Annotated in this window: 18 protein-coding genes and 1 rRNA gene; 14 read left to right on the top strand and 5 right to left on the bottom strand. The window is 71.8% G+C overall.

Annotation, left to right across the window (positions count from 1 at the left end):
* Positions 1–26: 26 nt before the first annotated feature.
* Positions 27–1,436 carry a DNA repair protein RadA gene (gene radA / locus NI25_RS16995; protein ID WP_061443262.1) on the bottom strand — a complete coding sequence of 470 codons (1,410 nt, stop codon included), beginning with the start codon at positions 1,434–1,436 and terminating at the stop codon, positions 27–29.
* 600 nt (positions 1,437–2,036) lie between these two features.
* Between radA and NI25_RS16990 the strand changes: the two genes are divergently transcribed.
* Entirely contained in the window at positions 2,037–3,821 is a 1,785-nt protein-coding gene (locus NI25_RS16990; RefSeq protein WP_061443261.1) for a BACON domain-containing protein, read from the top strand.
* A 148-nt stretch (positions 3,822–3,969) separates the two neighbouring features.
* On the opposite strand, the gene NI25_RS16985 is transcribed toward NI25_RS16990, so the two are convergent.
* Positions 3,970–4,782 (bottom strand): hypothetical protein, encoded by an 813-nt coding sequence (locus NI25_RS16985; RefSeq protein ID WP_061443260.1) that lies wholly within the window; start codon positions 4,780–4,782, stop codon positions 3,970–3,972.
* Between the two features lie 71 nt (positions 4,783–4,853).
* Here NI25_RS16985 and NI25_RS16980 point away from each other — a divergent pair, with 71 nt between their 5' ends.
* The 4 genes from NI25_RS16980 (at position 4,854) to ilvD (ending at position 9,374) form a co-directional block, all read left to right on the top strand.
* Positions 4,854–5,786: a Ppx/GppA phosphatase family protein gene (locus tag NI25_RS16980; protein WP_061443259.1), complete on the top strand. Its 933-nt coding sequence runs from the start codon at positions 4,854–4,856 to the stop codon at positions 5,784–5,786.
* 143 nt (positions 5,787–5,929) lie between these two features.
* Positions 5,930–6,787, top strand: a complete 858-nt coding sequence (locus tag NI25_RS16975) for a sugar phosphate isomerase/epimerase family protein (protein WP_199560935.1) — start codon at positions 5,930–5,932, stop codon at positions 6,785–6,787.
* Positions 6,784–7,398 (top strand): TetR/AcrR family transcriptional regulator, encoded by a 615-nt coding sequence (locus tag NI25_RS16970; RefSeq protein ID WP_061443257.1) that lies wholly within the window; start codon positions 6,784–6,786, stop codon positions 7,396–7,398. Before NI25_RS16975 ends, NI25_RS16970 begins: the two co-directional genes overlap by 4 nt.
* Before the next feature lie 122 nt (positions 7,399–7,520).
* Positions 7,521–9,374 carry a dihydroxy-acid dehydratase gene (ilvD, locus tag NI25_RS16965; RefSeq protein ID WP_061443256.1) on the top strand — a complete coding sequence of 618 codons (1,854 nt, stop codon included), beginning with the start codon at positions 7,521–7,523 and terminating at the stop codon, positions 9,372–9,374.
* 42 nt (positions 9,375–9,416) lie between these two features.
* Here the strand turns inward: ilvD and NI25_RS16960 are convergent, their stop codons facing one another.
* Entirely contained in the window at positions 9,417–11,567 is a 2,151-nt protein-coding gene (locus tag NI25_RS16960; RefSeq protein ID WP_061443255.1) for a serine/threonine-protein kinase, read from the bottom strand.
* A gap of 183 nt (positions 11,568–11,750) precedes the next feature.
* Between NI25_RS16960 and NI25_RS16955 the strand changes: the two genes are divergently transcribed.
* From NI25_RS16955 to proC, 7 genes are all read left to right on the top strand, one after another.
* Positions 11,751–12,083: an SH3 domain-containing protein gene (locus NI25_RS16955; RefSeq protein WP_061443254.1), complete on the top strand. Its 333-nt coding sequence runs from the start codon at positions 11,751–11,753 to the stop codon at positions 12,081–12,083.
* 164 nt (positions 12,084–12,247) lie between these two features.
* Positions 12,248–12,907, top strand: coding sequence for a DUF4232 domain-containing protein (locus tag NI25_RS16950; RefSeq protein WP_061443253.1), 660 nt, complete (start codon positions 12,248–12,250; stop codon positions 12,905–12,907).
* A gap of 41 nt (positions 12,908–12,948) precedes the next feature.
* Positions 12,949–13,452: a hypothetical protein gene (locus tag NI25_RS16945; protein ID WP_061443252.1), complete on the top strand. Its 504-nt coding sequence runs from the start codon at positions 12,949–12,951 to the stop codon at positions 13,450–13,452.
* Between the two features lie 372 nt (positions 13,453–13,824).
* A complete protein-coding gene (locus NI25_RS16940; protein ID WP_061443251.1) occupies positions 13,825–14,643 on the top strand; it encodes a class I SAM-dependent methyltransferase in 819 nt (272 codons plus the stop codon).
* Positions 14,644–14,730: 87 nt separating this feature from the next.
* The gene (locus tag NI25_RS16935) at positions 14,731–15,561 is read left to right on the top strand and encodes an ABC transporter ATP-binding protein (RefSeq protein WP_061443250.1); all 831 of its coding nucleotides are present in this window, start codon (positions 14,731–14,733) and stop codon (positions 15,559–15,561) included.
* A complete protein-coding gene (locus tag NI25_RS16930) occupies positions 15,558–16,358 on the top strand; it encodes an ABC transporter permease (RefSeq protein WP_061443249.1) in 801 nt (266 codons plus the stop codon). The genes NI25_RS16935 and NI25_RS16930 overlap by 4 nt, the downstream gene beginning before the upstream one ends.
* 226 nt (positions 16,359–16,584) lie before the next feature.
* Positions 16,585–17,397 (top strand): pyrroline-5-carboxylate reductase, encoded by an 813-nt coding sequence (gene proC / locus NI25_RS16925; RefSeq protein WP_061446952.1) that lies wholly within the window; start codon positions 16,585–16,587, stop codon positions 17,395–17,397.
* A gap of 46 nt (positions 17,398–17,443) precedes the next feature.
* Here proC and NI25_RS16920 read toward each other — a convergent pair whose 3' ends face one another.
* Positions 17,444–18,028, bottom strand: coding sequence for a cysteine hydrolase family protein (locus tag NI25_RS16920; RefSeq protein WP_061443248.1), 585 nt, complete (start codon positions 18,026–18,028; stop codon positions 17,444–17,446).
* A gap of 74 nt (positions 18,029–18,102) precedes the next feature.
* Here NI25_RS16920 and NI25_RS16915 point away from each other — a divergent pair, with 74 nt between their 5' ends.
* Complete coding sequence (locus tag NI25_RS16915) at positions 18,103–19,143, top strand: GlxA family transcriptional regulator (protein ID WP_061443247.1); 1,041 nt, start codon at positions 18,103–18,105, stop codon at positions 19,141–19,143.
* Here the strand turns inward: NI25_RS16915 and trpS are convergent.
* A complete protein-coding gene (trpS, locus tag NI25_RS16910) occupies positions 19,098–20,108 on the bottom strand; it encodes a tryptophan--tRNA ligase (RefSeq protein WP_061443246.1) in 1,011 nt (336 codons plus the stop codon). The two genes, NI25_RS16915 and trpS, sit on opposite strands and share 46 nt — an antisense overlap.
* Before the next feature lie 830 nt (positions 20,109–20,938).
* On the opposite strand from trpS, the gene NI25_RS16905 reads away from it, so the two are divergent.
* Positions 20,939–22,465 (top strand): 16S ribosomal RNA (locus tag NI25_RS16905).
* Positions 22,466–22,604 lie beyond the last annotated feature (139 nt).

Here is a 22,604-nt window from a genome sequence, read left to right as displayed (position 1 = left end):
ACGGACGGGCGAGACCAGGGCAAAGTCTACCGGCGGTCTCCCTCCTCCCGTGGGGCCTCTCGGCGACGCGAGCGCGGAAGCACCCGCAGGGCGTCCCCCATGTCCGCGACTTCCAGGACCTTCATGCCGTCAGGGACCTTCCCCGGATCGGCCGGCACCAGGGCGTGCGTGAAGCCCAGCCGGTGCGCCTCGGAGAGCCTGCGCTGCACCCCCGTGACCCGTCTCACCTCTCCGGCGAGCCCGACCTCGCCGATCGCCACGAGGTTCTTGGGCAGCGGAGTGTCACTGGCCGCGCTGGCCAGCGCGAGCGCGACGGCGAGGTCGGCGGCCGGCTCGGAGAGCTTCACCCCGCCCACGGTCGCACTGTAGATGTCCCTCTTGCCCAAGGCGCTGATGCGCCCGCGCTGCTCCAGCACGGCCAGCATCATCGACACCCGCGAGGTCTCGAGCCCCGAGGTGGTGCGCCGGGGCGAGGGAATCTGCGAGTCGACGGTCAGCGCCTGCACCTCGGCGACCAGCGGCCGCCGGCCCTCCAGGGTGACGGTCAGACAGGTACCGGGCACCGGCTCGGCCCGCCGCGTGAGGAACAGCCCGCTGGGATCGGCGAGCCCCGTGATCCCTTCGTCGTGCAGCTCGAAACAGCCGACCTCGTCCGTCGTCCCGTACCGGTTCTTGACGCCTCGCACCAGCCTCAGCCGCGCATGCCGGTCACCCTCGAAATGCAGGACGACGTCCACGAGGTGCTCAAGGAGCCGCGGCCCCGCGATGGCCCCGTCCTTGGTGACGTGGCCCACCAGCAGCGTGGACATGCCGCGCTCCTTGGAAGCCCGGATCAGGGCCCCCGCCACCTCCCGCACCTGCGCCATGCCGCCCGGGGCGCCGTCGATCTCGGGCGAGGCGACGGTCTGTACGGAGTCCAGGATCAGCAGCGACGGCTTGACGGCGTCCAGATGCCCGAGCACGGCCGCGAGGTCGGTCTCGGCGGCGAGATACAGATGGTCGTCGATGGCGTGGATCCGGTCGGCCCGCAGCCGCACCTGGCTGGCCGACTCCTCACCGGTGACGTACAGCGTCCGGTGCTCGTCGCTCGCGGACTTGGCCGCGACGTCGAGGAGCAGCGTGGACTTGCCGACGCCGGGCTCTCCCGCGACGAGCACCACGGCCCCGGGCACCAGCCCGCCGCCGAGCACCCGGTCCAGCTCGGGCACGCCGGTGGAGCGGGCGGTCGCCTGCCGGCCGTCCACCTGGCCGATGGGCACCGCGGAGGTCGTGACGCGCCCCGGCGTGGTCGTACGCACGGCGGGCGCACCGTACTCCTCGACCGTGCCCCATGCCTGGCATTCGGGGCAGCGGCCGAGCCACTTGGCCGTCTGCCAGCCGCACTCTGTGCAGCGGTAGGACGGCCGTTCCTTGGCGGACTTCGTACGGGCAGCCATGCACGAACGGTAACCGCCCCCACTGACAACGAACCCGGCGCGGGTGCGGGCCCGGCGCCCGCAGGGTGCCCGGCGTGGGTGCGGGGGTGGGTGACGCGGCCCGGCGCTGCCGGGGTGCCGCTGCGCCCACCCGTGCCGCCCCAGCGGCACGACTGCCCGCAGCTACGACGACGGCGGCGGGGAGAGCCGCGTACGGCGAGGAGGGGGCGGGTCGGGGGGTGTCCGCCCGCAGCGGTTGGCGCGTCCGCGCCGGTCAGGTCTGTGGCCGACCGATTCCGCGCCGTTCCGAGGACGGACACCCCCCGGCCCGACCCCGACCCACCCACCGAACCCAAGGCGCTACGCGCACCCCCACCGAACCCGCACCGGCGCCGCAGGCACCCCGCACCCCCACCGAACCCGCACCGGCGCCGCAGGCACCCCGCACCCCCACCGCCGGAGGCACCCGCATCCGGCACCACGAACGGACGACGGCGACCCCGCCCCGGCCACGGAAGGGCAGGTTCCTGTCCCCTTATGAGGGATCGTTTCACCCGTACGGATTAAAAGTGCCCAACGCGCCAGTTCGCGCCACCCATAGCCCCCTACGGTCGCCGAGTGATGAGGAGCAGTACGGAAACCACGACCCGCACGACCGGCGCACACCGGGCGCACCGGGAAGCGCGTGACCGCACCGCGGCGAGGGCGCTGGCACAGCCGCCGGCGCAGCGTCCGCCCGCGCGACACGCCGCGTACGACACGTATCTGGACGGCCTGTTCACGTACTGCCTGTCCGTGCTCTGCGACCACGACGCCGCGACCACCGCCCTGGCCGAGGTCCTCGCGCTCGCCGAGCGCCGTGGCCACCGCGGCCCCCCGTCCGCCGCCGACCGCCGGGCCTGGCTGTACGCGCTGGCCCGCTGGGCGTGCCTGCGCAAGCTGGCCGAGGCCAAGCAGAAACGTCCGGGCAGCCACGCGGCAGGCCGCCCCAGCGCTCCCACCACACCCACGTCCCCCACCATGCCGGCCACCGCCGCCAACGACGAGGTCACCCGGCGGCACCGCAGCGAACTCGCCCTCCTCGCCTGGCCGGAGGCCGCCGGCACCACCCCCGAGCAGCGCGAGGCACTCGAACTCGCCGTGCGCCACCACCTGGCCCCCCACGAGGTCGCCGCCGTCCTCGGCATGGACCTCGCCGCCGCCCGCGAACTGCTCGCCTCCGCCGCCTGCGAGGTGGAACGCACCCGCGCCGCCCTGGCCGTCGTCGAGACCGGCACCTGCGCGGGCGTGTCCCGCCTCACCGGCGACAACCGCTACGTCCTCAGCAGCGCCCTGCGCCGCGAGCTGGTCCGGCACGTCGACGACTGCCCGCGCTGCCGCCGTACCGCCGAGCGCGCGATCCCCGGCCGCTGGCCCGGCACCAGCGTCACCCCCGCCGAACTGCCCGTCCTGGAGGCCCCCCGCACCGCCCTGCACGGACCCCCGGGCCACACCACGCGCGCGCGGGGGAGCACCCCCCGCTTCGACCGGCGCGGCTTCCCGATGGATCCCAAGGATCGCGCGGCCCGCCGCGACCGTCTGCGCGCGCGTGCCGTCACCACCACCGTCGTCGCCACCGTCGTGGCGGCCCCGGTGCTCGCCCTGTGGGCGGCCTACCGGGGCACGCCCGTCGTCGAGGGCGAGGAGGGCCGCTCGGCCAGCGCCAGCGAGGCGCAGGACCCGGACGGCCTGGAGGGCGAGTCGGCGGGCGGCGGCTACGGCGGCTACGAGAACGCGGGCAACGCGAGCACCACCCCCGGCGCCGGTTTCGGCGAGAACGGCGAGGCCGACGTCTCCGTGGAGGTGGTCGGTGTCTCCGGCGCCGGAGAGAAGGGAACCGGCCACCTGAAGGTGACGGCCGGCCACGACGGCGACACCACGCTGGTCACCCTGACCGCGACCGGCGACGCCCCCGTGCGCTGGTCCGTGTCCCCCAACGCCTCCTGGCTCTACGTGAGCCGGTCCTCGGGCACCCTGCGCCCCGGCGAGTCCGTGACGGTCCGGGTGTACGTCGACCACCTGCGCGAACCGGCCGGCCACTGGAGCGCACGGGTGGCCGTCTCGCCCGCCGACGCCGTCGTGACCATCGAGGGCTACGGCCCCGCGCCCACCCCGTCCCGCCCGGACCCGCGCCCCGGCACCCCCGACGACACCACGTCCCCGTCCCACCCGGGCCAGACCCCGGACCCGGACCCCTCCACGTCGCAGCCCGCCGATCCGGACCCGACGCCCACCGAGGACCCGCCGCCGACCTCGCCCGACCCGGACCCGACGACCGGCGACCCGTCCCCGACCGGCGGCCCGGACGGCTCGTCACCCCCGCCGGGCGACGCCGACAGCGGCACCCCGGGCCCGTCCGGCTCGTAACACCGGCACGGAGCCCGCAACCGGGACCCGCGCAACCGGCCCCGGCACGCGGCAAGCGGCCCGCACCCGGCCCGGATCCAGCGCCGCGACCGGTCCCGGCCCGGATCCAGCGCCGCGACCGGCCCCGGCAGGGACCCCGTGCCCGCCCTCAGCGGGCCGGGTCCGCCGGATGCGGCGCCAGCAACGGCAGTTGCGAGGCCAGCCGCTCCTCGCACAGCTCGACCAGCCGGTCGTACCCCGCCTTGCCCATCAGCTCGATCAGCTCCGGCCGGTAGGACACGTACACGGGCTCGCCCGCGCCGTGCGCCGAGGTCGCCGACGTGCACCACCAGTGCAGGTCGTGCCCGCCCGGACCCCACCCCCGCCGGTCGTACTCACCGATCGACACCTGGAGGACGCGCGTGTCGTCGGGCCGGTCGATCCACTCGTACGTCCGCCGGACCGGCAGCTGCCAGCACACGTCCGGCTTGGTCTCCAGCGGCTCCCGGCCCTCCTTCAGCGCCAGGATGTGCAGCGAGCAGCCCGCGCCCCCGGAGAAGCCCGGCCGGTTCTGGAAGATGCAGGAGCCCTGGAAGGGCCGGGTCTGCCGGGAACCCTCGTCGTCCTCGGAGATCCAGCCGTTCCGCGTGCCCTCGGCGTGGTGCTGCCAGATGTCCGGCGTGAGCCTCGCCACATGCTCGGCGACCCGCTGCTCGTCGTCCTCGTCGGAGAAGTGCGCGCCCAGCGAGCAGCACCCGTCGTCCGCGCGGCCCGCCTGGATGCCCTGGCAGCCGCTGCCGAAGATGCAGTTCCAACGAGAGGTCAGCCATGTCAGGTCGCACCGGAAGACCTGCTCGTCGTCCGCCGGATCCGGGAACTCCACCCACGCGCGCGCGAAGTCGAGCCCCTTCTCGTCGCCCGCGATGTGCTTCTTGTCCTTCTTGGCCGACTTTTCGTCCTTCGCCTTTTTCGTCTTTGGCACGGGTCCAGGGTAAGTCGCCGGAGCGCAAGGACGGGACCACGGTGGGACCCGCCCGCAGTAGCGTTCCGTACATGAGACTCGGTGTCCTCGACGTGGGTTCGAACACGGTGCATCTGCTGGTGGTGGACGCGCACCCCGGCGCCCGCCCGCTGCCCGCGCACTCGCACAAGGTGGAACTGCGCCTCGCCCAGCTCCTCGACGAGGGCGGGGCGATCGGCCCCGACGGCGTCGACCGGCTGGTCGCGGTCATCAGGGAGGCCCTCCAGGCCGCCGAGGACAAGGGCGTGGAGGACCTCCTGCCGTTCGCCACCTCGGCCGTGCGCGAGGCGACCAACGCCGACGACGTCCTCGAGCGCGTGCGGGACGACACCGGCGTCGAGCTGACCGTCCTCACCGGCGCGGAGGAGGCCCGGCTCACCTTCCTCGCCGCCCGCCGCTGGTTCGGCTGGTCCGCGGGCAGACTGCTGGTCCTCGACATCGGCGGCGGCTCCCTGGAGATCGCCTTCGGCATCGACGAGGAACCCGACGCCGCCGTGTCGCTGCCGCTCGGCGCGGGCCGGCTGACCGCCGCCCGGCTTCCCGGCGACCCGCCCCACCCGGACGACGTCAGGGCGCTGCGCCGCCACGTCCGTACGGAGATCGCCCGGACGGTCGGCGAGTTCAGCCGCCTGGGCGCCCCCGACCACGTGGTCGCCACCTCGAAGACCTTCCGGCAGCTGGCCCGCATCGCCGGCGCCGCCCGCTCGGCCGAGGGCCTCTACGTGCAGCGCGAGCTGAAGCGCGCCTCCCTGGAGGCCTGGGTGCCCCGCCTGGCCGCCATGACCAGCGCCGAACGCGCCGAACTCCCCGGCGTATCCGAGGGCCGCGCGAACCAGCTCCTGGCCGGCGCCCTGGTGGCCGAGGCCGCGATGGACCTGTTCCACGTGGAGAACCTGGAAATCTGCCCGTGGGCCCTCAGAGAGGGCGTGATCCTGCGGCGCCTGGACCACATGGGCCAGGGATAACGCGCCCCGAAAGGGACGCGGGGAACGGCGCGAACGACCACAACGCACCCGCACCCGCACCCGCACCCGCCACCTATGGCGCTCACCACAACGGCGATCAGGCACCCCGCGCCGCCCAGCGGGCACCCCGTACCCTGACCCCCGTGGCAAATCCCAGGGACGTGATCCGAACCCCGGACGCGAAGGTCGCCCTGTCGACGGCTTCCGTCTACCCGGAGTCGACGGCGACGGCCTTCGAGATCGCCGCGCGCCTCGGTTACGACGGCGTCGAGGTGATGGTCTGGACGGACCCGGTCAGCCAGGACATCGAGGCGCTGCGCAGGCTCAGCGACTACCACCGCATGCCGATACTCGCCGTGCACGCACCGTGCCTGCTCATCACCCAGCGCGTGTGGTCCACCGACCCCTGGGTCAAGCTCCAGCGCGCCCGCGCCGCCGCCGAGAAGCTCGGCGCGTCCACCGTCGTGGTGCACCCCCCGTTCCGCTGGCAGCGCCAGTACGCGCGGGACTTCGTCAACGGCATCTGGCGGATGGCGAACGAGACGGACGTCCGCTTCGCCGTCGAGAACATGTACCCCTGGCGCTACCGCGACCGCGAGATGCAGGCGTACGCCCCCGACTGGGACGTGACCAAGGACGACTACCGGCACTTCACGATCGACCTCAGCCACGCCGCGACCTCGCGCACCGACGCCCTCGGCATGATCGACCGCATGAGCGACCGCCTCGGCCACGTCCACCTGGCCGACGGCAAGGGCTCCGCCAAGGACGAACACCTCGTCCCCGGCCGCGGCAACCAGCCCTGCGCCGAGGTCCTCGAGCACCTCACGCGCACCGGCTTCGACGGCCACGTCGTCATCGAGGTCAACACGAGGCGCGCGATGTCCGGCGCCGAACGTGAGGCCGACCTCGCCGAGGCGCTCGCCTTCACCCGCGAGCACCTGGCGCGGTCGGCGTCCCCGGTGCCGGGCGGCCCGGCGGCGAGGACGGACCGCCGGTGAGCGGCGACGCCGACGGAACCGCCCGGCGCCGTGGCCGACCGCCCCGTACGGAGTCCGGGGACACCCGCGACCGCATCCTGGTCACCGCCCGCGAGGAGTTCTCCGAGCGCGGCTACGAGAAGACGTCCGTGCGCGGCATCGCCAAGGCGGCGGGCGTGGACCCCGCGCTGGTCCACCACTACTTCGGCACCAAGGAGCAGGTCTTCGAGGCGGCCATCGAGGTCGCCTTCGCACCGGCCCTGAGGGCCCCCGAGGCGATCGGCGACGCCCCCCTCGACGAGGTCGGCGAGCGGCTCACCCGCTTCATCCTCGGCCTCTGGGAGAACCCCGCCACCCGGACCCCCCTGCTGGCCATCGTCCGCTCCGCCGTGAACAACGAGACCGCCGCCGCCGTCTTCCGCCGCCTCATCGCCGCCCAGCTGCTGCGCCGGGTCGCCGCCCAGGTGGGCCTGCCGGACGCGGAGCTGCGCGTAGAACTGGCGGCGGCGCAGCTGGTGGGCTGCGCGATGCTCCGCTACGTGATGAAGGTGGAGCCGCTCGCCTCGGCGGACCCGGAGCAGATCATCGCCCGCCTGGCGCCGGTCGTACAGGGCCACCTCACCGGCCCCTGAGGGCGCCCTCCCGGCGGCGTACGGCGAGACGGCTGTCCCGCATTCCGGACACCCCGTCCCGACCCCTGGATGACCGGCGTACGCTCGACGACAGTCATAACTCTCCGAAGGAGCGAGCGACGATGCCCGAGCTGAGGTCCCGCACAGTCACCCACGGCCGCAACATGGCGGGCGCCCGCGCCCTTATGCGTGCCTCCGGTGTACCCGGCGCGGACATCGGGCGGAAGCCGATCGTCGCCGTCGCCAACAGCTTCACGGAGTTCGTGCCGGGCCACACGCACCTGGCCCCGGTCGGCCGGATCGTCAGCGAGGCGGTCGCCGCGGCCGGCGGCATCCCGCGCGAGTTCAACACGATCGCCGTGGACGACGGCATCGCGATGGGCCACGGCGGCATGCTCTACAGCCTGCCCTCCCGCGACCTGATCGCGGACAGCGTGGAGTACATGGTCGAGGCGCACTGCGCCGACGCCCTGATCTGCATCTCCAACTGCGACAAGATCACCCCGGGCATGCTCAACGCGGCCCTGCGGCTGAACATCCCCACGGTCTTCGTCTCCGGCGGCCCGATGGAGTCCGGCCGCGCCACCCTGGTCGACGGCACGGTCCGCACGCTCGACCTGGTCGACGCGATGTCGGAGGCGGTCAACGAGAAGATCTCCGACGCGGACATCCTCCGCATCGAGGAGAACGCCTGCCCCACCTGCGGCTCCTGTTCCGGCATGTTCACCGCCAACTCGATGAACTGCCTCACCGAGGCCATCGGCCTCTCCCTGCCCGGCAACGGCTCGGTCCTCGCCACCCACACCGCCCGCAAGGCGCTCTACGAGAACGCCGCCCGCACGGTGCTGGACCTGACCCGCCGCTACTACGAGCAGGACGACGAGTCGGTCCTGCCCCGCAACATCGCCACCCCCGCGGCCTTCGAGAACGCCATGGCGCTCGACATCGCGATGGGCGGCTCCACCAACACGATCCTGCACCTGCTGGCCGCCGCCCAGGAGGCGGAGGTCGCCTACGGCCTCACCGAGATGGACGCCCTCTCGCGTCGCGTCCCGTGCCTCGCCAAGGTCGCGCCGAACGTCGCCAAGGACCGCACGTACTACATGGAGGACGTGCACCGCGCGGGCGGCATCCCCGCCCTCCTCGGCGAACTGCACCGCGGCGGCCTGCTCAACGAGGACGTGCACTCCGTGCACAGCCCCTCCCTGGCCGACTGGCTGAAGACCTGGGACGTCCGCGGCGGCTCGCCCTCCCAGGAGGCCGTCGAGCTGTGGCACGCGGCCCCCGGCTGCGTCCGCTCCGCCGAGGCCTTCTCCCAGTCCGAGCGCTGGGACTCCCTGGACGACGACGCCGAGAACGGCTGCATCCGCTCCGTGGAGCACGCCTACTCCAAGGACGGCGGCCTCGCGGTCCTGCGCGGCAACCTGGCCGTGGACGGCTGCGTCGTCAAGACGGCCGGCGTCGACGAGTCGATCTGGACCTTCGAGGGCCCGGCGGTCGTCTGCGAGTCGCAGGAGGAGGCGGTCCAGAAGATCCTCACCCAGCAGGTCAAGGAGGGCGACGTCGTCGTCATCCGCTACGAGGGCCCCAAGGGCGGCCCCGGCATGCAGGAGATGCTCTACCCGACCTCGTACCTGAAGGGCCGCGGTCTCGGAAAGGCCTGCGCCCTGGTCACCGACGGCCGCTTCTCCGGCGGCACCTCGGGCCTGTCCATCGGCCACGCCTCCCCGGAGGCGGCGGCCGGCGGCACCATCGCCCTGGTCGAGGACGGCGACCGGATCCGCATCGACATCCCGAACCGCTCCATCGAGCTGCTCGTGGACGACGCGGAGCTGACCCGCCGCGAGCAGGCCCTGAACGGCGTGTACGCCCCCAAGAACCGCGACCGCAAGGTCTCCGCGGCCCTGAAGGCGTACGCCGCGATGGCCACCAGCGCCGACAAGGGCGCCGTCCGCGACGTCAGCAAGCTGGGCTGACACCTCCGGAACCCCGGTGGGGGGACCCGGTACGGCCTCGGCTCACCAGGCCCCCGGGTCCCGCCCCGACACCCCGAACACCGTGCCGTCCGGCGCCCCGGCGTACACGTGCCCGCCCGCGAGCACCGGCGTCGGCAGGGAGGCGGGCACGGTGTCGGACTCGGCGCCGAGCCGGGGCCGGGTCTGCCCGAGGAGCTTGCCCCTGCGGGCGTCGACACCCAACAGCCGCCCGTCGGGAGCCGTGACGTACACGTGCCGCCCGTCGGAGACCGGCTTCGAGCCCCGGCTCACGCCCGTCTCCAGCCGCCACGCCTGCTTCCCCGCCGCCATGTCGACGGCGACCAGCGAGCCGCCCGCGCCCATGAGGTACACGGTGTCCCCGCGCACGCCCGCCGACGCCGACGCCTGTGCGACCGGGATCGGCAGCGTCACCCGGCGGGTCGCCCCGGTGGCGGGCGTGTAGCGGACCACGGCCACGACGTCGCCGTAGGCCGCCCCCTCGGCGACGAGGAAGACCGACCCGCCCGCCGCCCCCACCGGCGTCAGCGCCCCCGCCAGCTCCGCGTCCCAGCGCACGTCCCCGCTCGCCGGGTCCACCGCGGTGACCCGGGTCCGCTTCCCGTCCGCGCCCGGGCTCGTCGTGTACGCCGCCGGATGCCGCTCCCCGGCGAACGAGGTGAAGTACGGCACGGACAGCCCCGGGATCCGGTGCGCCCACTCCGTCCGCCCCGTAGCGCTGTCCACGCCGGTGACCGTCCCGTCGGCGCGGGTGAGCAGCAGCATGTCGCCGACGGTGCGCAGCCCGTCGTACGCCGGCATCTCCTCCTGCCACTCGGGCTCACCGGTCGCGGGGTCGAGCGCCTCCAGCGGGCCCAGCAGGCCGACCTCGGGCTGCACGAGCCCGCCCGACACGACCGGCGGTGCGCTGCGCACGGCCTCCTCGACCGGGTGCCGCCACAGCGTGCCGCCGTCGGCCGGATCGAGGGCGAAGACCAGTCCGGGCCGCGCGCACAACAACCGCCGCGCCGCGTACGAGCACTGCGGCACCCCGCCGTCCTTCGCCGCGGGCGCCGCCTCCCACGCCCCGAACCCGCCCGGCGCACTCTGCGCGGCAGGTGTGCGCGCGGGCTCGGCGCCGCCGAACGCCTGCACGGCCACGAGGCTCCCGGTCACGGCGAGTCCCAGCGCCCCGGCGACGAGTGCCGACCGCTTTCCCAGCCGCCGCACGACCCGCCCGGACGTCACCGGCTTCCCGGGCTTCCCGGGTGCCCCGGTCTTCCCGGACGGCTCGGCGGGAGCCCCGGGGGCGGACTCCGTACCGACGGGCTCCCGCGGTGCCGACACGAACACCTGGGTGTCGTAGGCCGCCGCCACGGACCGCAGCTCGCGCATCAACTCGTCCGGCGTCGGCCGGTCCTCGGGCTCCTTGGCGAGACACCGCAGCACCAGCGGAGCGAGCGACTCCGGTACGCCGGTCAGATCGGGCTCGTCGTGCACGACCTGGTAGGCGACGACGTACGGGCTGTCGGAGTCGAAGGGCCCGCGCCCGGTCGCCGCGTGCACCATCAGCGATCCGAGGGTGAATACGTCGGCCGCCGGACCCACCTCCCGGGGCCGCCGGAACTGCTCGGGAGCCATGTACGGCGGCGTACCGATCAACTTCCCGGTCTCGGTGCGCAGTTCGCTGTCCTTCGGCCGGGAGATGCCGAAGTCGATGACCTTCGGACCGTCCTCGGCGAGCAGGACGTTGCTCGGTTTCAGGTCCCGGTGCACGACGCCCACGCGATGGATGTCGCGCAGCGCCTCGGCGAGCCCGGCCATCAGCCGGCGCAACTGGGGCTCGTCCATCGGCCCGTTCCGCTTCACGTACTCCGAGAGCGTCGGGCCGGGGATGAACAGCGTGGCCATCCAGGGCCGCCCGGCCTCCGGATCGGCGTCCACGACCGGCGCCGTGAAGGCCCCGCTCACTCGCCGAGCCGCGGCCACCTCCTGCCGGAAACGTCCCCTGAACTCCGGGTCCCTGGCATACGTCGCGTGCACGACCTTCACCGCGACGCGCATCCCGGAGCCGCTGCGGGCCAGGTGTACGACGCCCATGCCGCCCGAGCCCAGCCGGGACTCCAGACGGTAGTGACCGGCGTACTCCGGAAGTTCCGCTTCCGCGTCCGCCCCGGCATCCCGCTGCGGCGCCATGGAACCACCCCCGTGCTGTTCGTTCGCGCGAGCGACGCTCGGAGCCTAGTCGATGGGGCGTACGGGACAGAGGCGGCCTGCCGCCCTCCGTGTGCGAGTTGCGAACTGGTGTTTTATGGCCTGTTCTTGGGGTATCAACGGTCCCCCACGAAGGTCGTGGGGTTCAACGGGGGGAGTTCTCACATGTCGCTCGAGCAGGTCCAGAACACCGGCGGCGGGGAAGAGACGGCGGGCCAAGCGGGCGCGGAAGCCGTCGCGGCGGCCGCGGCCCTGAGCTCGTACCCGGTCGCTCCGGGCTACCGCCTGAACGTCCGCAGCGGCCCGGGCACCAACTACTCCCTGGTCCGGGTCCTGCCCGTGGGCTCCAGGGTCTCGATCAACTGCCAGCGCCCGGGGGAGTGGGTCTCGGGCCCCTACGGCACCTCGAACGTCTGGGACAACATCGGCGGCGGACAGTACGTCTCCGACGCGTACATCCGCACCGGCAGCGACGGCTACGTGGCTCCTCGCTGCTGAGTGTGCCGCCGATGACCTTGTAACAGCGTTGTCCTGGGGGCGTACCAGGGGGTTCCCGGGGGGAACGGCGTGCCGGGCCGAGCGGCTCTTGGTGATCGTAAGCACCGCTCGCACCGATGGGTACGGGCGGCCCGGCTCGCCAACCGACCCTGAGGTGGACAACGATGCGCGTTCGCAAGCTGACCCTCGCCGCCATGGCGCTCGCCGCCGGTCTCTCGCTCACGGCCTGCCAGAACGACGACGGCACGGACGAGACCAGCGCCCCGCCCGCCGCCTCGGCTCCGTCCTCCTCGGACGGCGGCGCCGGATCGGCCGGCCCGGACCAGGAGGGCGGCAACGACTCCGCGGGGAAGACCCCCAACGGAACCGGCGGCGCCGACGGATCCGGCGGTACGGGCGAGGCGGCCGCCAAGTGCCGCACCGGCGAGCTGGAGATCACGGCGACGGACGCCACCGTCGGCGGCGACACCGAGGGCACCGTCGCGGTCGATCTGAAGAACGGCGGCGGCCGGGCCTGCACGCTCGCGGGCTACGCGGGCGTCGACCTGACGACCAACGCGGGAACCCTGTCCGCGGAGCGCACCGGCGAGCAGGCCCCGCCGATCGTCCTCCAGGACGGCGAGAACGTGACCTTCGGCATCACCTACCCGATCAACGACACCGGTGGCTCCGGCGTCCGCGTCACGGGCCTGGTGGTGACCCCGCCGAACGAGACCGAGTCGGTCACCCTCGACTGGCCGGGCGGCGCCTCGCTGCCCGCCTCGGACAGCCCGGGCTCCCCGGTGAAGGTCGGCCCGATGGGCAGCGCGGGCCAGGGCGGCTGACCGCACGGCACCCCGCAACGGGCGCGCGCCATAATCGACCCGTGAGCGCAGAGAACGGCAAGAACGGCACCCCGGACACCCAGGCCGGCCCCCGCCCCGAACCCCTCCGGTTCTACGGCACGACCTGGGTGCACCACGACAACGGCTACACCGCCCGCCGGGTGGGTCTCGCCGTCGGCTCGCTCGCCGTGGCGGCCGCCGCCTGCTTCGTGCTCCGCGTCGCCTACCAGGGCCTCCAGATCGCCGACATCGGCAGTTTCGTCTCGTTGCTGATGATCGTGATGTTCGCGGTCTGCAGCGCCCTGGCCTTCCGCCACACCTGGTCCGGCTTCACCAGCCGCCCCGACGCCGACCGCCAGGCCTCCCTGCGCGGCCTCCTGGCCATCGGTTTCGTCGGCACCCTCCTCGCCTACTTCTTCCGCACCTTCACCGAGGCCCCGGGCGAAAAGCTGCACCGCGCGGAGTACGAGAAGGCCCGCGAGGACTACGAAAAGCGCGCCACCCGCCGCACGGGCAACCCGTCGAAGAAGCGCCGCCGGAAGTAGCCCCTGCCCGGGAGCTCCCGTCGGCGTGCCCCTGCCCGTGGTGGCGTCGAAAATCTCCTGCCGGCGTGCCCCTGCCCGTGGTGGCGTCGAGAATCTTCTGTCGGCGAGCTTCTGCCCGTGGTGGCGTCGAGAATCTTCTGTCGGCGAGCTTCTGCCCGTGGTGGCGTCGAGAATCTTCTGTCGGCGAGCTTCTGCCCGTGGTGGCGTCGAGAATCTTCTGTCGGCGAGCTTCTGCCCGTGGTGGCGTCGAGAATCTTCTGTCGGCGAGCTTCTGCCCGTGGTGGCGTCGAGAATCTTCTGCCGGCGTGCCCCTGCCCGTGGCGGCCCCGAAAACCCCCTGCCCCGCCCGAGGCCCACGGCCACCATGGCCGTATGACGACACCGCCGACCCCGGACGACTCGCCCGCTCCCACCACCTCCGCGCAGGCCCGCCACAGCGCCCGCGCCCACTCCTTCAACGCCGCCGCGGCCCAGTACGCCGCCAACCGCCCCTCCTACCCGCCCGCCCTCTTCGACGCGCTGGAAGAGCTCACCGGCCGACCCCTCGAGGGCGCCCGCGTCGTGGACGTCGGCGCCGGCACGGGCCTCGCCACCGCCCGCCTGCACGAGCGCGGCGCCGACGTCATCGCCGTGGAACCCGGCGCCGGCATGGCCGCCGAGTTCCGCCGCACCCTCACCGGCGTGCCCCTGGTCCGCGGCAGCGGCAACGCCCTCCCCTTCGCCGGCCACAGCGCCGACCTGCTCACCTACGCCCAGGCCTGGCACTGGACCGACCCCGCCCTCGCGGTCCCGGAGGCGCTGCGCGTGCTGCGTCCGGGCGGCGCGCTGGCGCTGTGGTGGAACACCGACGCCCACGACGTGCGGTGGATCGCGGACGCGGGCCGGCGCCTCGACCGGCACTTCGCGGGCCTGAACCTCTCCGCCGAGAAGCGGAACATCGACGCCCGCTTCGCCGACCCCACCGGCAGCCTCGACTTCGTCCACCGCGAGATCCGCTGGAGCCGGCGCGTCCCCCTCGACACCCACCTGGCCAACCTCGGCAGCCACTCGGTGTTCCTGACCGACACCGAGGAACGCGCGGCGGCCTTCTTCGCCGAGGAGCGCCGGCACCTGCTGTCGGTCTTCCCGGACGGAGCCGTCGAGGAGACGTACGACGTCCACCTCCTCCTCGCGACGACACCGACGGGCTGACGCGGCGGCCCGGAGTGATGGCTCGACGCGAAGCGGCCAGACGCGACCGCTTGACGCCGCGGGACGCCCGGGAGGAGTATTCATCACATGATGAATTACTCGACGGAGCACTCCTCCCGGCCCCCTGAAGGGCAGGGCGACACCCCTGCCCCACCGGCCGTCCACGCCGAAGACCTCACCGTCGTCCGCGGCACCCGCACCGTCCTGCGCGGCCTCGGCTTCACCGTCCCGCGGGGCAGGATCACCGGCCTCCTCGGCCCCTCCGGCTGCGGCAAGTCGACTCTGATGCGGGCGATCGTCGGCACGCAGGCCAAGGTCGCCGGCACCCTGGACGTCCTCGGCCGCCCGGCCGGCCACCCGGCCCTGCGCACCCGCATCGGCTACGTCACCCAGGCCCCGTCCGTCTTCGACGACCTGACCGTCCGCCAGAACCTGGACTACTTCGCCGAGATCCTCCACCCCGGCCGGGCGGCCTCGGCCCACCGTCGCGCCGACGTCACCAGGGTCATCACCGACGTCGACCTCACCACCCACGCCGACTCCTTGGCCGGCAACCTCTCCGGCGGCCAGCGCAGCCGCGTCTCCCTCGCCGTGGCCCTCCTGGGCGCCCCCGAACTCCTCGTCCTCGACGAACCGACGGTGGGCCTCGACCCCGTACTCCGCCGCGACCTGTGGGCCCTCTTCCACTCCATCGCCGCCGACCGCGGCGCCACGATCCTCGTCTCCTCCCACGTCATGGACGAGGCCGAGCGCTGCCACCGGCTGCTCCTGATGCGCGAGGGCGAAGTCCTCGCCGACGACACCCCCGACGCCCTGCGCGCCCGTACCGGCTCCGAGACGGTCGAGGAAGCCTTCCTCCACCTGGTCGACGAGGCGAAGGGCAAGGCGGAGGGCCGCACCGAGGAGACCACCCGATGACCACTCCGACGACTTCCACGTCCCCCGCGCCCACCCTCGCCCCGGCTCCCACCCGTGCCCTGAGCCTCCCCCGCACCACGGCCACCGCGACCCGCGTCCTGCGCCAGCTGAGCCACGACCCCCGCACCATCGCGCTCCTGATGCTGATCCCCTGCGTGATGCTGCTCCTGCTGCGCTACGTCTTCGACGGCAGCCCGCGCACCTTCGACAACATCGGCGCCTCGCTCCTCGGCATCTTCCCGCTGATCACGATGTTCCTGGTCACGTCCATCGCGACGCTGCGCGAGCGCACCTCCGGCACCCTCGAACGCCTCCTCGCCATGCCGCTCGGCAAAGGCGACCTCATCGCGGGCTACGCCCTCGCCTTCGGCGCCCTCGCCATCGTCCAGTCCGCCCTCGCGACGGGCCTCGCCGTCTGGTTCCTGGGCCTCGACGTCACCGGCAGCCCCTGGCTGCTCCTCCTGGTCGCGCTGCTCGACGCCCTCCTGGGCACCGCGCTCGGCCTCTTCGTCTCGGCCTTCGCGGCCTCCGAGTTCCAGGCGGTGCAGTTCATGCCGGCGGTGATCTTCCCCCAGCTCCTCCTCTGCGGCCTCTTCACCCCGCGCGACAACATGCACCCCGCCCTGGAGGCCATCTCCGACGTCCTGCCCATGTCCTACGCGGTGGACGGCATGAACGAGGTCCTGCGCCACACCGACGTGACCGCCGCCTTCGTACGGGACGCCCTGATCGTCGCCGGCTGCGCACTGCTGGTCCTCGCCCTGGGCGCGGCGACATTGAAACGCCGAACGGCATGAACCAGCCCGTCCGGCGCTTGAGGACGAGGCCCGTGGAGGGCCGAAGGCGGGGGCCCGGGGGCGGCAGCCCCAGGGACGGGAAAGGGAAGGGGCGGCGGGGGCGTGAAAACCCGACCCGACCACCCGCCCCCGCACCGTCCCGCGGACTGGACGCACCGCCCCCGCCCGCGTACGCAATGCGAGGATGACCCCGGACGACGCGCACACCCCGGAGGGCACCACACCCATGACCCAGAAAGTCGCAGTCCTCGGCACCGGCAAGATCGGCGAAGCCCTCCTCAGCGGCATGATCGGATCCGGCTGGGCCCCCGCCGACCTCCTGGTCACCGCCCGCCGCCGGGAACGCGCCGACGAACTCCGCGCCCGCCACGGAGTCACCCCGGTCACCAACGCCGAGGCCGCCAAGACCGCCGACACCCTGATCCTCACGGTCAAGCCCCAGGACATGGGCGCGCTCCTCGAAGAACTCGCCCCACACGTCCCGGCCGACCGCCTGGTCATCAGCGGCGCGGCCGGCATCCCGACCGCCTTCTTCGAGGAGCGCCTCGCCCCCGGCACCCCGGTCGTCCGCGTCATGACGAACACCCCGGCCCTCGTCGACGAGGCCATGTCCGTCATCTCCGCCGGCACCCACGCGACCGCCGACCACCTGACGCACACCGAGGAGATCTTCGGCGCCGTGGGCAAGACCCTCCGCGTCCCGGAGTCCCAGCAGGACGCCTGCACCGCCCTCTCCGGCTCGGGCCCCGCGTACTTCTTCTACCTGGTCGAGGCCATGACCGACGCCGGTATCCTGCTCGGCCTGCCCCGCGACAAGGCCCACGACCTCATCGTGCAGTCCGCGATCGGCGCCGCGAAGATGCTCCGCGACAGCGGCGAACACCCGGTCAAGCTCCGCGAGAACGTCACGTCCCCCGCCGGCACCACCATCAACGCCATCCGGGAACTGGAGAACCACGGCGTCCGCGCCGCCCTCATCGCCGCCCTGGAGGCCGCCCGCGACCGCAGCCGCGAACTGGCCTCCGGCACCAAGGACTGACGCACCGAGCCGGCGACCGGGCTCCCCGAAAAGCCCGCAGGAGAGCTCACCGCACGCCGGTGAGCACCTCCTCCGTCATCACCACCCGGGCGAACCCGCCCCCGTGCAACGACACCGCCGACGCCCTCGCCAGCTCGTCCGCGCCCTGCCGCCAGCCGAAGGGCCCCTCCAGGTCGAAGGTGTACGTCGCGTCGAAGGCGACCACGACCTCGTAGCCGAGGTTCCCGCCCATCCGTGCCGTCGTCTCGACGCACATGTTCGTCTGGATCCCGGCGAGCACGAGCTGCGAGATCCCCGCCTCGCGCAGCCAGGCGCCGAGGTCGGGCGTGCCGAGGAACGCCGAGTTCACGCTCTTCGTCACCAGCAGCTCGGCCCCGCCGCCCTTCCCGCGCCGCTGCTCGACGTACTCCTTGAACCCGTTCCCCTCGTGCCCTGTCCGCAACGGCGACCCGGCCTTCACCGAGTCGTGCCGTACGAAGACGACCGGCCGTCCGGTCGACTGCCACACGTCGATGAGCGCGGCGATGTTGTCGTCCGCCTCCGGGTGGTTGCGCGTACCCCAGAAACCGGCCTCCTCGAAGCCCTTCTGCACGTCCACGACCACCAGTGCTGCGTTCTCCGCGATGTCCATGCCCCGATCGTGCCGCCCGCAGAGCAGGCGCCCCAGGGGTCCGAAAGCCACCGATCGATGGTTTACTGCCACTCATGGCAGGAGCCACAGGAGCCACAGGAGCCACAGGAGCCGCACGAGCCGCACGAACGCCCGCGACCCCTCACCGAGTCGCCCTCCTGGCCTTCCCCGGCATCCGCTCCTTCGACGTCGCCGTCATCACCGAGGTCTGGGGCACCGACCGCACCGACCGCGGCGCCCCCGCCTTCGACCTGCGCCGCGTCGCCGCCGACGGCACCACCACCGTCCCGATGCGCGGCGGCCTCGCGCTCCACCCCGACCGCGGGCTCGACTGGCTGGACACCGCCGACCTCGTCGTCGTCCCCGGCCTCGACGACCACCTCACCCCGGCACCCGCCCCGGTCCTCGCCGCCCTCCGCCGCGCCCACGCCCGCGGCACCACGGTCGCCGCCCTGTGCGGGGGCGCCTTCACCCTCGCCCAGGCCGGCCTGCTGGACGGCCGCCGCGCCATCACCCATTGGCGGCTCCTGGACCTCCTGCGGACCCACCACCCCCGGGTCACCGTCGTCCCGGACGCCCTCTTCGTCGAGGACGACAACCTCTGGACCGCCGCGGGCACCGCGGCCGGCATCGACCTCTGCCTCCACCTGGTCCGCCTGGCCCACGGCGCCGAGGCCGCCGCCACCATCGCCCGCTCGATGGTGACCGCGCCCTTCCGCACCGGCACCCAGGCCCAGTTCATCGAGCACCCCACCCAGCACGCGGACCGGGACGCCGACGCCCTCGCCGGCGTCCGCGAACACGCTCTGCGTCACCTCGACGAACCCCTCACGGTCGCCGACCTGGCCGCCCATGCCGGCATGTCCCCGCGCTCCTTCGCCCGCCACTTCCTGGCGGCCACCGGCACCACACCGCTGCGCTGGCTCCTGGACCAGCGCATCGCCGCCGCCCAGAAGCTCCTCGAACGCACCGACCTGCCCATGCCCGAGGTAGCCCGCCGGGCCGGCTTCGGCAGCGAGGTCACGATGCGCCAGCACTTCGCGGCGCGCCTCGCCACCAGCCCCCGCGCCTACCGGGCCGCGTTCACCGGAGGCAGCAGCCCGATCCCCCGGTAGGCCGCGTCCACGGTCGGCCGCGCCATCGCCCGGGCCCTCTCGGCCCCCTCCCGGAGCACGCCCTCCACATACCCGGGATCGGCACACAGCGCCTGGTGCCGCTCCCGCACCGGCCGCAGCACCTCGACGACCGCCTCCGCGGTGTCCTTCTTCAACGCGCCGTACGAGTCGTACCCACCCGCCAGCTCCGCCGGGTCCCCACCCGTACAGGCGGCGAGGATCTCCAGCAGATTGGCGAGCCCCGCCCGCTCCTCCCGGTCGTAGACGACGTCACGTCCGCTGTCGGTCACGGCCCGCATGACCTTCTTCCGCACCACGTCCGGTTCGTCGAGCAGATAGACGATCCCCGGCCCGACGTCGTCGCTCTTGCCCATCTTCGACGCGGGCTCCTGCAGATTCATGACCCGGGCGGCCACCGCCGGATTCGTGGCCCGCGGTACCACGAAGGTGTGCCCGTACCGCTGGTTGAACCGCACCGCGAGATCCCGAGCCAGCTCGACGTGCTGCGTCTGGTCGTCCCCGACCGGCACCTCGTCCGTCCCGTAGGCCAGGATGTCCGCCGCCATCAGCACGGGATACGTGAGCAGCGACAGCCGCACGCTGCCGCCGCGCCCCCTTTCGCGCGCCGCCTTCTCCTTGTACTGGATCATCCGCCGCATCTCCCCGTCCGTCGCGACGCACTCCAGTACGTACGACAGCCGGGCGTGCTCGTCCACGTGACTCTGCACGAACACGGTGCACAGCTCGGGATCCAGCCCCGCCGCAAGCAACAGCGACGCCGCCTGCCGACTGAGTCTGCGCACCCGCGCCGGGTCGTGGTCCACGGTCAGCGCGTGCAGGTCGACGACGCAGAACAACGCGTCCGACCGGTGCTGGTCCACCGCGGCCCACTGCCGCATGGCTCCCAGGTAGTTCCCCAGCGTCAGGTGCCCGGTCGGCTTGACCCCACTGAAGACCCGCGTCATCTCTCCACCTCCTGGTCAGGGGCCGCCGCCTTCCGCCGGCCGCCCCTCCTGGAGGGAGATACGAGAACGGCCGCCGAAGCGGCGGCCGTCGAGTGCATACGTGTGTACGGCCGCCGTCAGGCGGCCCACCAGAGCTGAGTACACGTACGCGTCGTCACGAGCCCCACAGTACGCTCGTGCGGCCCGTCCCGCCCGGGATTTGACACGGCTGCCGCGCACTCCTAGTGTTCTCCGAGTTGTCCGACGTGAGCGCCGACCTCGGTCGGTCCCCGGACGGCGATTCCGCAAGTACCAACCACTCTTCGACGAACAGTCGCGTTGTCGACGTCGTCGTCCTGTCGGCGCGTGTATTTACGGAATGAGGAATCCACGTTCGAAAGAACGCGGCCCCCGATTAGCTTGGGAGCCGGGAGTCCGCTAGAGTCTCACCTCGTTGAAACGGCCCAACGGCCGGGACGGCAACCCCTTCTGACGGGGAATCAGAGCCCGAAAGGATCTGATAGAGTCGGAACCGCCGGAAAGGGAAACGCGAAAGCGGGAACCTGGAAAGCACCGAGGAAATCGGATCGGAAAGATCTGATAGAGTCGGAAACGCAAGACCGAAGGGAAGCGCCCGGAGGAAAGCCCGATAGGGTGAGTACAAAGGAAGCGTCCGTTCCTTGAGAACTCAACAGCGTGCCAAAAGTCAACGCCAGATATGTTGATACCCCGACCTGATCGGTTCGATCGGGTTGAGGTTCCTTTGAAACACACAGCGAGGACGCTGTGAACGTCGGGATTATTCCTCCCGATGTTCCGCTCTCGTGGTGTCACCCGATTACGGGTAAACATTCACGGAGAGTTTGATCCTGGCTCAGGACGAACGCTGGCGGCGTGCTTAACACATGCAAGTCGAACGATGAACCACCTTCGGGTGGGGATTAGTGGCGAACGGGTGAGTAACACGTGGGCAATCTGCCCTGCACTCTGGGACAAGCCCTGGAAACGGGGTCTAATACCGGATACTGACCTGCCAAGGCATCTTGGCGGGTCGAAAGCTCCGGCGGTGCAGGATGAGCCCGCGGCCTATCAGCTTGTTGGTGAGGTAATGGCTCACCAAGGCGACGACGGGTAGCCGGCCTGAGAGGGCGACCGGCCACACTGGGACTGAGACACGGCCCAGACTCCTACGGGAGGCAGCAGTGGGGAATATTGCACAATGGGCGCAAGCCTGATGCAGCGACGCCGCGTGAGGGATGACGGCCTTCGGGTTGTAAACCTCTTTCAGCAGGGAAGAAGCGAAAGTGACGGTACCTGCAGAAGAAGCGCCGGCTAACTACGTGCCAGCAGCCGCGGTAATACGTAGGGCGCAAGCGTTGTCCGGAATTATTGGGCGTAAAGAGCTCGTAGGCGGCTTGTCGCGTCGGTTGTGAAAGCCCGGGGCTTAACCCCGGGTCTGCAGTCGATACGGGCAGGCTAGAGTTCGGTAGGGGAGATCGGAATTCCTGGTGTAGCGGTGAAATGCGCAGATATCAGGAGGAACACCGGTGGCGAAGGCGGATCTCTGGGCCGATACTGACGCTGAGGAGCGAAAGCGTGGGGAGCGAACAGGATTAGATACCCTGGTAGTCCACGCCGTAAACGGTGGGCACTAGGTGTGGGCAACATTCCACGTTGTCCGTGCCGCAGCTAACGCATTAAGTGCCCCGCCTGGGGAGTACGGCCGCAAGGCTAAAACTCAAAGGAATTGACGGGGGCCCGCACAAGCGGCGGAGCATGTGGCTTAATTCGACGCAACGCGAAGAACCTTACCAAGGCTTGACATACACCGGAAAGCATCAGAGATGGTGCCCCCCTTGTGGTCGGTGTACAGGTGGTGCATGGCTGTCGTCAGCTCGTGTCGTGAGATGTTGGGTTAAGTCCCGCAACGAGCGCAACCCTTGTCCCGTGTTGCCAGCAACTCTTCGGAGGTTGGGGACTCACGGGAGACCGCCGGGGTCAACTCGGAGGAAGGTGGGGACGACGTCAAGTCATCATGCCCCTTATGTCTTGGGCTGCACACGTGCTACAATGGCCGGTACAATGAGCTGCGATACCGCAAGGTGGAGCGAATCTCAAAAAGCCGGTCTCAGTTCGGATTGGGGTCTGCAACTCGACCCCATGAAGTCGGAGTCGCTAGTAATCGCAGATCAGCATTGCTGCGGTGAATACGTTCCCGGGCCTTGTACACACCGCCCGTCACGTCACGAAAGTCGGTAACACCCGAAGCCGGTGGCCCAACCCCTTGTGGGAGGGAGCTGTCGAAGGTGGGACTGGCGATTGGGACGAAGTCGTAACAAGGTAGCCGTACCGGAAGGTGCGGCTGGATCACCTCCTTTCTAAGGAGCACTTCTTACCGGTCTTCGGACTGGTCAGAGGCCAGCATGCGAGCGAACGTCTCGCACTGGTTGCTCATGGGTGGAACGTTGACTACTCGGCACGGTTTCCTTTGATGGATCACTAGTACTGCTTCGGCGT

This window comes from Streptomyces sp. CCM_MD2014, assembly GCF_000772045.1.
Lineage (GTDB): Bacteria > Actinomycetota > Actinomycetes > Streptomycetales > Streptomycetaceae > Streptomyces > Streptomyces salinarius.
Note: the sequence above shows the minus strand (reverse complement) of the source record. Positions and strands in the feature narration are given on the sequence as shown.